The sequence below is a fragment of the Hydrogenophaga sp. genome (assembly GCF_035481345.1).
Classification (GTDB): domain Bacteria; phylum Pseudomonadota; class Gammaproteobacteria; order Burkholderiales; family Burkholderiaceae_C; genus Hydrogenophaga.
In genome coordinates this window covers 1-9967 of sequence record NZ_DATIGV010000195.1, presented here as the reverse complement: position 1 = coordinate 9967, position 9967 = coordinate 1, and the positions used below count along the sequence as shown (strand labels likewise).

Below are 9967 nucleotides of genomic sequence, written 5' to 3'. Positions count from 1 at the left end.
GGCACGCCCACCTGGGACGGCCTGCCCCTGCACGACTACCTGAGCCTGCTCGACATGCTCAACCCCATGCACCGGCTCTGGAGCGACGGGCGCTGGAACAAGCTGACGGTGGCGCACGGCTGCTACTGGAAGAAGTGCAGCTTCTGCGACGTGGGGCTGGACTACATCGGCCGCTACGAAACCGCCGAAGCGCGCACGCTGGCGGACCGCATCGAACGCATCGTCGAGGAAACCGGCCAGACCGGCTTCCACTTCGTCGACGAGGCCGCGCCGCCCAAGGCCCTGAAGGCCCTGGCCGAAGAACTGCTGCGCCGCGACCTGGCCATCAGCTGGTGGGGCAACATCCGCTTCGAGAAAACCTTCACGCCCGAACTCTCGCAGCTGCTGGCCGACAGCGGCTGCATCGCCATGAGCGGCGGCCTGGAGGTGGCCAGTGACCGCCTGCTCACGCTGATGAAGAAGGGCGTGACGGTGGACCAGGTGGCGCGCGTCACCAAGGGCTTCAGCGACGCGGGCATATTGGTGCACGCCTACCTGATGTACGGCTTCCCCACGCAGACCGTGCAGGACACGGTGGACGCGCTGGAGTACGTGCGCCAGCTCTTCCTCAACGGCTGCATCCAGAGCGGCTTCTTCCACCGCTTCTCGTGCACCGTGCACTCACCGGTGGGCCTGAACCCGGGCGACTACGGCATCGAACTGATCCCGCTGCCGCCGGTGAGCTTCGCCAAGAACGACATCGGCTTCATCGACCCCACCGGCGTCGATCACGACGCGCTGGGCATCGGCCTGCGCAAGGCGCTCTACAACTACATGCACGGCACGGGGCTGGAGGAAGACGTGCGCGCGTGGTTCGATCATTTGCCGTTTCCGGTGCCGAAGACGACGGTGAAGAAGCAGCGAATCACGCGCGCGCTGGCTCAGCGGGAGACGGCGTGATCGCCGAGCGCAGCAACTCGGCCATGCGCTCCAACCCCGCGCCGCGTGCGCGCTTGAGCCTCGCTTGCAGCTCACCCCAGGCCGGATCGCCCTGACGCGCGGCCCGCTCGAACAGCGCGCTGTAGGCCTCCAGCCGGCTGTGGCGGAACCAGTCCTGCAGTTTGGGCCGCTGTGCCCAGGCCAACTGGTTGCGCGCGGTGTGCAGGTGCATGCGCAGCCAGTCGAGCGGCTCGTTGGGTATGGGCACCGGCGCGCTCAGGGCGTTGCGCTGCTCGTCGTCCAGCGGGCTGAGCGCCAGGTGCGCGACGAAGGCGGCGCTGAAGGTGGGCGAGCAGCGGCGCACGTACTGCGGCACGATGCGCTCGCCCTGGAAGATCGGCTCCATCGGGCCCCGCGGCAGGCCGCCCGCGCTGCAGTGCACATGCACCTGCTGCGTCGAGGTGGCGATCTCGCCCCGATCCAGCACGATGCGATCGCGCTCGATGGCGCGCACATGGCCCAGGCGCACCACGCGGCGGATGCGGCGCAACTGCGCCAGTTCGGCTTCGCTGAGGATGGCGCAGCGAAACATCGTGGGCTCCACGCCGGTGTCGATGCGCTGCAGCAGGCGCGCCGCTTCGAGCCGTTCGAACAGTTCGGGCAAGGACCCCGCGTCGCGCGCGATCTCCAGCTCGGTCACCATCGCGGTCAGTGTCGGCAGGGCGAAGGGCGCGGCGGGCTGCACGTTGGTGCGGTTGAGCACCCAGGCCTCTCGCGGGCGGATCCAGGTGATGGTGTCCGGGTCCACCCCCTGCCCCAGCAGCCACAAGGCCGTGTCCATGGCCGTCTTGCCGCCGCCCACGATGACGACCCCCGCCACCGGCTCGTGGTGGTGCACCAGTTCGGTGGGGGTGAGGCAGCGCACGCCATCGGCCACGGCGAAGCGCGGCCCGTGCGTGGCCGGCACCTGCGTGTCGGCCCGCGTGGCGTCCACCCAGCGCTGCTGCGCCACCAGTGGCCGACGCTCGCCATTCACCAGCGAGACCGCCACGCCCTGCGCGTCCACGTCGTGCAAGGGCAGCCAGCTCACACGCCCACTGGCCAGCAGGCGCTGATGCAGCACGCGTTCGTAGTAGTCGCGTATCTCGGCACCACTGGCCAGCTCGTGCAGGCCCCGGTTGAGGCCGTCCTCGTCGATGCGGCCGCTGCCCAGCGGCAGCGAATTCACGCCGTAGATGGCCGAGGGACCGTGCAGGCGCACGAAGGGGTAGGCGTCGTTCCAGTGGCCGCCGGGGTGGGCGCGGCGGTCCACCAGGACCACACGGGACTGGCTCTCGGCCACCAGGGTGTCCGCCACGGCCATGCCGACGGCGCCCGCGCCGACGATCACGTAGTCGGCTGTCAGGGGGGAAGCGTTCATGTGTGTCTCCTGAGGCCCCGCACGGCGGGGCCCGGTGGAAGCATTCGGCCTGGCGCTCAGGCCTTGGTCACCACGATCTCGAGGTACTCGCTGGGCACCACCAGCGATCCCGGCGCGGTGTTGAGTTCGTCGAGCAGCGCGGTGATGCCGCGCTCCAGCGAGGCCGCGCCCGCGGCGTCCAGCGCGGCGAAGGCCTTGTGCGTGGGACCGTACACCTCACGGAACACCTGCACCCAGTGCGCCGCCGAGCGGTAGCGGAAGTGGAAGTGCCGACGCTCGCAGCGGATCTTCGCGGCCTGCGCGCCGAACAGCTCCACGATGTGCGGCTCGGTGCCCCACAGCGAGGGCGGCTGCACGCCAGCGGGCGGCGGCACGTGCGCGCCGATCACCTTGAACAGGCGGCCGATGAAGCCGGCCGGCGTCCAGTTCGCCAGGGCGATGCGGCCCCCGGGGCGGGTGACGCGCAGCATCTCGCTGGCGGCTTGCTGGTGGTTGGGCGTGAACATCACGCCGAAGGTGGACAGCACCACGTCGAAGCTGGCGTCGCCGAAGGGCAGCGCCTCGGCGTCGGCGAGCTGGAAGTGCACGTTCAGGCCTTCCGCCTGGGCGCGCGCGCGGCCCTTGTCGAGCAGGGATTGCACGTAGTCGGTGGACGTGACCTTGGCGTGGCGGCGCGCGGCGGCCAGGGTGGCGTTGCCATTGCCGGCGGCCACGTCGAGCACGGCCTCGTCGGCCCGCACGTCGGCGGCTTCGGCGAGCGTCTCGCCGACGATCTGCAAGGTGGTGCCGATGGCGGCGTAGTCGCCGCTGGCCCAGGTGGCCTGCTGGCGCTGCTTGATGGCGGCGAAATCGGGGGCGGGGGTGTCGATGACGGCGTTCATGGGGGATCTCCTCAGTCTGTGGGATGGTGGGGCGGTGCATCGGGCGGGTTCGCGCCGATGGGGGTGATTCTTCGAATCCGGGCCCGTTGACGCTTTCCCCGGCGTCGGGCAAATTTGCTCGCGCGTCCGCCAAACCGCCCGGAGCCCGGCGCGGCCGCTCGAACGGGCCCACACCACAACGCGCTGCGCGGAGGTTCCCCGTGAGCCACGACCCCTTGTCCGATGTCCTTCGCAGCGTGCGGCTGCGCGGCGCGGTGTTCTATTACGTCAGCTTCAACGGCGACTGGGCGGCCGAGACGCCCGCCTCGCCGATGCTGGCCAGCGCTCTCATGCCCGGTGCCGACCACGTGCTCGCGTACCACCTGTTCGTGCGCGGCGACGGCTGGGCCGCCGTAGACGGCGTGCCACCGGTGCGCATGAGCGAAGGCGACATCGTGATGTTCCCGCGCGGGGACCTGCACGTGCTCTCCAGCGCGCCCGGTCTGCGCGCCCAGGCCGACGACAGCGACTGGCGCTTCACCACCCGCAACGACCCCAAGCCCATTGCCGTGGCCTACCACCGCGGCGTGCTGCGGCCCGGCTCACCCGGCCCGGCCGAGGACGCCCGCACCGTGGTGGTCTGCGGCTTCGTGGCCTGCGACACGCGGCCCTTCAATCCCCTGGTCAACGCCCTGCCCCCGGTGATGCACCTCAAGGCCGGCGACCTGGGGCCCTGGACCATGCAGTTGCTGGACCAGGCCGTGGCCGAATCGCGCGAGCACCGCGCGGGCAGCGCCGCCGTGCTGGAGCGCGCCAGCGAGTTCGTGTTCGTCGACGCCGCGCGGCGCTACCTCGATGGCTTGCCGCCGGGCAGCGCCGGCTGGCTGGGCGCGTTGCGCGACCGGCACGTGGGCCAGGCCATCCGCCTGTTGCACGAACGCCCCGCCGAGCCCTGGAGCGTGGAAGACCTGAGCCACCAGGTCGGCCTGTCGCGCTCGAGCCTGCATGAGCGCTTCGTCGAGCTCACCGGCCAGGCGCCCATGCAGTACCTGGCCAACTGGCGCATGCAGTTGGGCGCGAGCCTGCTGCGACAAGGCCAGGCGAAGGTGGCCACCATCGCGCAGGACGTGGGCTATGAATCGGAGGCGGCTTTCGCGCGCGCCTTCAAGCGCATGACCGGACAGCCGCCCGCGGCCTGGCGAAGGGCGCAGGCGGCGGCCTGAAGGCCCCGATCAGAAGCGGTGGCGGATGCCGAGCGAATAGCCGTTGCCGCTCGACAGGCCATCGACCTTGTCGCTCATGGCCACGCCGTACAGCTCGGTGCGGCGAGAGAGGTTGTACAGGTAGCCCAGCGACAGCGTCTTGCGTTCGGCGCCCACGCGCGGGTCCATGGTGCCGTACTGGGCGATGAAGGCGCCCGCGCCCAGCGGCACTCGCGCGCCCAGACCGGTGATGTCGGTCTTGTTGTTGGTGGTCTCGTTCTTCACCTCGCCGTACTGCAGGAAGGCCTTGAGCACGCCGAAGTCGTAGGACGCACCGAACTGGGTGGTCTCGGTGTCCTGCACCGGCGCGGCGCCGTCCTTCTCCACGGTCTGGTGCACGGCGGTCACCGCCAACGGGCCGCCCGAGTAGCTCAGGCCCGCGCTCCAGTTGCCGCCGTTGCTGGTTTCCTTCAGGGCGGTGCTGGCGCCGAAGCGGAAACCACCCAGGCTGGGGCTGGCGTAGGAGACCGCGTCGTTCCAGCCGGTGTCGCCGGTGACCGCGCCCTGCCCGCTCCCGAAGTAGTGGCGGATGCTCGGCGAGTAGCCGAAGGAGTCGCCGAAGGCGTTGAACATCAGCGTGGAGACGAAGAGCTGCGTGGTGTTGCGGCCGAAGCTGAGCGTGCCGTAGTCCTTGTGCGCCAGGCTGATGGACGAGGTGCGCGCGAAGAAGGGATCGCCGCCAAAGCGGCCGGCCTCGCCAACGTCGGCGCGCATGAAGGACTCGATGCGGAACTGCGCCGACAGGCCGCCGCCCAGGTCCTCGGTGCCGCTGAAGCCGAAGAAGCTGGTGGTCATCTTGCCGCTGTCGACACCGCTGATGGAGGTGCCACCGGGCGCCTTGGTCGAGCCCACGCTCATGTCGATGAGGCCGTACACCTGAACGTTGCTCTGGGCTTGTGCACCAAGAGCGGTCAGGCCCAGCAAGGCGCCGGCAAGAATGCTGCGCTTTTGGAAGCGCTTGTTCATTTGGTTCATGGATTTGGAGACGTTTGTTGTGTGGAGAGATGAGCCGCTGGCCCAACGACGGAACGGCCCGCTGCAAGCGTCGCAGGCCTCCCCTTCCCAAGCACATCGCGTGCCCGGGCCCTACACTTGCTTCCCATGAGCCTCAAGATCACCGTCTATTCCAAGTCCGCCTGCCCGCAGTGCGAATCCGCCAAGATGCTGCTGAAGTCCCGTTCGATGGACTTCGAGGAGATCCGCATCGACGACGAGGCCGAACGCCTCGCGTTCTATGAGAAGTGCGGTCCTTCGGTTCGCCAGATGCCGCAGATCTTCATCAACGACCAGCGCGTGGGTGGCCTCGCGGGCCTGCAGGCCGCGCTGACGCAGTTGGGCCGCTGAGCGCCGGGGCCCGGCGGCACGCATCGCGCGCGCTGCGGTGTTGAAAGCACCCAGGCTTGCGTGCGGATAGGGCCGCTGTTTACCCTGGGCCCACATGGACGAACTGAACTGGTTGCCTTCTCCCCTGCTGGCCTGGTTGCCCTCACTGGGCAGCATGCTGGTCGGCGTGCTGATCACGAGCCTGGCCTTTCGCATCGGTGAGCGCATCGTGCGCCGCGCCACGCGCGACGCACCCGTCGCCGCGAGCGTGGCCAGTGCCATCCGCGCCCCCGCGAAATGGGGCCTGCCGCTCTTGCCCGTCAACGCCGTGCTGCAGGGCACACCGGCCGACACGCCGGGCCTGGGCCTGGCCCAGCAGGCCTGCGCCCTGCTGCTGATCGGCGCCGTGACCTGGCTGGCCTCCAATGCGGTGCGCGGAGTGGCCCAGGGCGTCATCACCGCCAACCCCACCACCATCGCCGACAACCTGCAGGCGCGCCGCATCCAGACGCAGACGCGCGTGCTCGCGCGCACGCTGCAGGGCGTGGTGCTGCTGATCGGCCTGTCGCTGATGCTGATGACCTTTCCGCAGGCGCGCCAGATCGGCACCAGCCTGCTGGCTTCCGCGGGACTGGCGGGCCTGGTGGCGGGCTTCGCCGCGCGCCCGGTGCTGGGCAACCTCATCGCGGGCCTGCAGATCGGGCTGAGCCAGCCGATCCGCCTGGACGACGTGGTCATCGTCGAGGGCGAGTGGGGCGTGATCGAAGAGATCACCGGCACCTACGTGGTGGTGCGCATCTGGGACCAGCGCCGCCTGGTGGTGCCGCTGCAGTACTGGATCGAGAAGCCCTTCCAGAACTGGACGCGCAGCACGTCCGAGCTCATCGGCACGGTCTTCCTCTGGACCGACTACCGCACGCCGCTGGCACCGCTGCGCGAGGAGTTGCAGCGCATCTGCGAGGCCTCGGCGCACTGGGACCGGCGCTTCTGCCTGCTGCAGGTGACGGAGGCCGGCGAACGCGCGCTGCAACTGCGCTGCCTGGTGACCGCCGCCTCCGCCGGCGCGGCCTGGGACCTGCGCTGCGAGGTGCGCGAGAAGCTGGTGGACTTTCTTCAGCGGGAGTACCCGCAGTACCTGCCCAGGCTGCGGGCGGAGGTGGCGATGGACGCGCCGCCCGCGCCGCCGGCCAACGGGTCCGGCGAAGGGCCGTTGCCGCTCAGTTGAGCGGCACCCGGCCGCTCACTCCACCTGTCCCGCGGCGATCTGCCGCAGCGCCTGCTCGAACACCGCCGCGGGTTGGCCGCCCGAGATGAGGTGGCGGTCGTTGATGATGACCGCCGGCACCGAGTGGATGCCGTGCGACAGGTAGAACTGCTCGCGCTCGCGCACCTCTTGCGCGAACTCGTCGCTGGCCAGGATGGCCCGGGCACGCGTTTCGTCCAGCCCGGCCTCGCGCACGCAGGCCAGCAGCACGTCGTGGTGGCCCATGGCCTCGCTGCGCGTGTGGCAGGCGGCCATCAGCGCCTTCTTCAAGGCAGCTTGCTGGCCGGGTTCACCCTCTTCGGCGGCCCAGTGCAAGAGGCGGTGCGCGTCGAAGGTGTTCCAGATGCGGCCACGGCCCGCCGGGTTGAAGCTGAAGCCCACTTCGGCGCCGCGCGCGGCGATGGTCTCGCGGATCTTCGCCTGCTGCTCGGGCGTGCTGCCGTACTTCTCGGTGAGGTGTTCGCCGATGTCCTGGCCCTGCGCCCCCATCTTCGGGTTCAGCTCGAAGGGCTGGAACGTGATGTCGGCGGCAACCTGGCCGTCGAGCTGGCGCAGGGCCTGCTCCAGCCCGCCCAGGCCGATGGCGCACCAGGGGCAGGACACGTCGGAGACGAAATCGATCTTGAGGCGGGGGGTGTTCATGGGGCGGCATTGTCCCGCCGGGCGCTGCGAGACAATGCCCGGCTCCCCCCAAGACCCTGCACACCGCAAGCCCTCCCATGACCGACCGCTACGCCGTCATCGGCCACCCGATCTCGCACAGCAAGTCCCCGCAGATCCACGCCGCCTTCGCCCAGGCCACGGGGCAGGACATCAGCTACACCGCCATCGAAGCGCCGCTGGACGGCTTCGCGGACACGGTACGGGCCTTTCGTGCACAGGGCGGGCGCGGATTGAACGTCACCCTGCCCTTCAAGCTGCAGGCCTGTGAATTCGCCACTGACCCGAGCGAGGCCGCGCGCCTGGCCGGCGCAGCCAACGCGCTGCGCTTCGAGGGCGAGCGCGTGTTCGCCGAGAACTTCGACGGCATCGGCCTGGTCAACGACATCCAGCGCAACCTGGGTCACCGCCTCGAGGGCCGGCGCGTGTTGCTGCTGGGCGCCGGCGGCGCCACGCGCGGCGCGCTGCTGCCCCTCGCGCAACAAGGGCCGGCCGTGCTGGCCGTGGCCAACCGCACGGCCGACAAGGCGCATGCGCTGCGCGCCGACTTCGCCGCGCACACCACGCTGCAAACCGGCGGATATGCCGACCTCGCGGGCGCCTCCTTCGACGTGGTGATCAACGCCACCTCCACCGGCCTCGGCGGCGAATCGCTGCCCCTGCCCGCCGGGCTGTTCGCGCCCGGCGCGCTGGCCTACGACATGGTCTATGGACGGGGTCTGACCCCATTTCTTCGGCAGGCGCGCGAGGCGGGCGTGAGGGCCCTGGCCGATGGCGTGGGCATGCTGGTGGAGCAGGCGGCCGAGGCCTTCGGATGGTGGCGCGGCGTGCGGCCGGACACGCGGGACGTGATCGCCCGGCTGTCGGTGCCGCTGGTTTAAAGTTGACGGAACAACACAGGGAGACGACCCCCATGCCCGCCATCCTGCTGCTCAATGGCCCCAACCTGAACCTGCTCGGCACCCGCGAGCCCGGCACCTACGGCGCGGCCACGCTGGCCGACGTGGAAGCCAACTGCCGCGCCACCGCCGAGCGCCTGGGCCACACGCTGGAGGCACTGCAAAGCAACCACGAGGGCGCGCTGATCGACGCCATCCACGCCGCCGGCCGGCGTTTCAAGGCCGGCGAGCTGCTGGGCGTGGTGATGAACCCCGGCGCCTACACCCACACCTCCATCGCGCTGCACGACGCCATCGCGGGCGTCGCACCGCTGCCGGTGATGGAGGTGCACATCTCCAACGTGCACGCGCGCGAGGCCTTCCGCCACCACTCCTACATCTCGCCGGTGGCGGCGGGCATCGTGGTGGGCTTTGGGGTCGCGGGCTACGAACTCGCGATCGAAGGGCTGGTCCGCAAGGCCGGCGCCCGGTGAAGACCCGCCACTTCGCCCAGCTCGTCGGCTTGTCGGCGCTCTGGGGTTCTTCCTTCCTGTTCCTGCGCATCGCCAGCCCGGCGCTCACGCCGCTGCCGCTCGCGGGCCTGCGCGTGGCGTTGGCCATGGTCACGCTGACGCTGGTCATGCGCCTGCTGCGCCAGCACTGGCCCTGGCGCCACTGGCGCGAACTGATGCTGCTGGGGCTGCTCACGGTGGTGATGCCCTTCCTGCTCTACGCCTGGGCGCTGCTGTACCTGCCCGCCGGCTACAGCGCCCTGCTCAACACCACGGCGGTGCTGTTCGGCACCCTGGCCGCGGCCTGGACGAAGGAGGACACGCTCACGCCGCACAAGGTGGCCGGCTGCGTACTGGGCTTCGTGGGCGTGGGCCTGGTGGTGCAGCTCGGCCCGGTGCGGCTCGACGGCCCCACCATCGCGGCGGTGCTGGCCTGCATCTTCGCCTCGGCCTGCTACGGCTGCTCCACGCCGCTCATGAAGCGCGCCACCACGCGCATGGAGCCCCTGGCCATCGCCACGGGCATTCACGCCACCGCCGCGCTGTTCCTGGCGCCCGGCGCGATCTGGGCCTGGCCGCAGGCGAGCTTCACCCCGCAGGCGATGGCCGCCCTGGCCGTGCTGGGGCTGGTCACCTCGGGCCTGGCGCACTGGATCCACCTGCGCGTGCTCCGGCACGTGTCGCCGGTGGCGGCCATCAGCCCGGCCTTCATGATCCCGATCTTCGGCGTCACCTGGGGCCACCTGTTCCTGGGCGAAGAACTCTCCAGCGGCCTGTTCCTCGGCGGCGCGCTGGTGCTGCTGGCCACGGGCCTCGTGACGGGCTTCAACCCCTTCCGTCGCTGGCTCGCGTCAACACCCGCACCCTGAG

General features: G+C 70.3%; 11 protein-coding genes. 7 read left to right on the top strand and 4 right to left on the bottom strand.

What is annotated here, in order from left to right:
* Positions 1 to 939 (top strand): radical SAM protein (locus tag VLG41_RS21040; protein ID WP_325351338.1); only part of this gene is annotated, 939 nt, incomplete at its 5' end.
* Here VLG41_RS21040 and VLG41_RS21035 read toward each other — a convergent pair.
* Positions 905 to 2338, bottom strand: coding sequence for an NAD(P)-binding protein (locus tag VLG41_RS21035; RefSeq protein ID WP_325351337.1), 1434 nt, complete (start codon positions 2336 to 2338; stop codon positions 905 to 907). The two genes, VLG41_RS21040 and VLG41_RS21035, sit on opposite strands and share 35 nt — an antisense overlap.
* 56 nt (positions 2339 to 2394) lie before the next feature.
* Positions 2395 to 3219 (bottom strand): class I SAM-dependent methyltransferase, encoded by an 825-nt coding sequence (locus tag VLG41_RS21030; RefSeq protein ID WP_325351336.1) that lies wholly within the window; start codon positions 3217 to 3219, stop codon positions 2395 to 2397.
* A 200-nt stretch (positions 3220 to 3419) separates the two neighbouring features.
* Here VLG41_RS21030 and VLG41_RS21025 point away from each other — a divergent pair, with 200 nt between their 5' ends.
* Positions 3420 to 4421 (top strand): AraC family transcriptional regulator, encoded by a 1002-nt coding sequence (locus VLG41_RS21025; RefSeq protein ID WP_325351335.1) that lies wholly within the window; start codon positions 3420 to 3422, stop codon positions 4419 to 4421.
* 9 nt (positions 4422 to 4430) lie between these two features.
* Here VLG41_RS21025 and VLG41_RS21020 read toward each other — a convergent pair whose 3' ends face one another.
* The gene (locus VLG41_RS21020; RefSeq protein WP_325351334.1) at positions 4431 to 5426 is read right to left on the bottom strand and encodes a porin; all 996 of its coding nucleotides are present in this window, start codon (positions 5424 to 5426) and stop codon (positions 4431 to 4433) included.
* A 135-nt stretch (positions 5427 to 5561) separates the two neighbouring features.
* Here VLG41_RS21020 and VLG41_RS21015 point away from each other — a divergent pair, with 135 nt between their 5' ends.
* Both VLG41_RS21015 and VLG41_RS21010 read left to right on the top strand, forming a co-directional pair.
* Positions 5562 to 5804: a glutaredoxin family protein gene (locus VLG41_RS21015; protein ID WP_325351333.1), complete on the top strand. Its 243-nt coding sequence runs from the start codon at positions 5562 to 5564 to the stop codon at positions 5802 to 5804.
* 94 nt (positions 5805 to 5898) lie between these two features.
* The gene (locus VLG41_RS21010) at positions 5899 to 7008 is read left to right on the top strand and encodes a mechanosensitive ion channel family protein (RefSeq protein WP_325351332.1); all 1110 of its coding nucleotides are present in this window, start codon (positions 5899 to 5901) and stop codon (positions 7006 to 7008) included.
* Between the two features lie 15 nt (positions 7009 to 7023).
* On the opposite strand, the gene VLG41_RS21005 is transcribed toward VLG41_RS21010, so the two are convergent.
* Entirely contained in the window at positions 7024 to 7689 is a 666-nt protein-coding gene (locus VLG41_RS21005) for a DsbA family oxidoreductase (protein ID WP_325351331.1), read from the bottom strand.
* A gap of 77 nt (positions 7690 to 7766) precedes the next feature.
* On the opposite strand from VLG41_RS21005, the gene aroE reads away from it, so the two are divergent.
* Genes aroE through VLG41_RS20990 form a run of 3 tightly spaced genes read left to right on the top strand, consistent with a single transcriptional unit; the run spans position 7767 to position 9966 of the window.
* A complete protein-coding gene (gene aroE / locus VLG41_RS21000) occupies positions 7767 to 8588 on the top strand; it encodes a shikimate dehydrogenase (protein ID WP_325351330.1) in 822 nt (273 codons plus the stop codon).
* 32 nt (positions 8589 to 8620) lie between these two features.
* Entirely contained in the window at positions 8621 to 9079 is a 459-nt protein-coding gene (gene aroQ / locus VLG41_RS20995) for a type II 3-dehydroquinate dehydratase (RefSeq protein ID WP_325351329.1), read from the top strand.
* Positions 9076 to 9966 carry a DMT family transporter gene (locus tag VLG41_RS20990; RefSeq protein ID WP_325351328.1) on the top strand — a complete coding sequence of 297 codons (891 nt, stop codon included), beginning with the start codon at positions 9076 to 9078 and terminating at the stop codon, positions 9964 to 9966. The genes aroQ and VLG41_RS20990 overlap by 4 nt, the downstream gene beginning before the upstream one ends.
* Position 9967: the final 1 nt, after the last annotated feature.

Coding starts and splice junctions, on each gene's coding strand:
- VLG41_RS21035 (WP_325351337.1), bottom strand. CDS start 2,338: ATGAACGCTTCCCCCCTGACAGCCGACTACGTGATCGTCGGCGCGGGC.
- VLG41_RS21030 (WP_325351336.1), bottom strand. CDS start 3,219: ATGAACGCCGTCATCGACACCCCCGCCCCCGATTTCGCCGCCATCAAG.
- VLG41_RS21020 (WP_325351334.1), bottom strand. CDS start 5,426: ATGAACAAGCGCTTCCAAAAGCGCAGCATTCTTGCCGGCGCCTTGCTG.
- VLG41_RS21015 (WP_325351333.1), top strand. CDS start 5,562: ATGAGCCTCAAGATCACCGTCTATTCCAAGTCCGCCTGCCCGCAGTGC.
- VLG41_RS21010 (WP_325351332.1), top strand. CDS start 5,899: ATGGACGAACTGAACTGGTTGCCTTCTCCCCTGCTGGCCTGGTTGCCC.
- VLG41_RS21005 (WP_325351331.1), bottom strand. CDS start 7,689: ATGAACACCCCCCGCCTCAAGATCGATTTCGTCTCCGACGTGTCCTGC.
- aroE (WP_325351330.1), top strand. CDS start 7,767: ATGACCGACCGCTACGCCGTCATCGGCCACCCGATCTCGCACAGCAAG.
- aroQ (WP_325351329.1), top strand. CDS start 8,621: ATGCCCGCCATCCTGCTGCTCAATGGCCCCAACCTGAACCTGCTCGGC.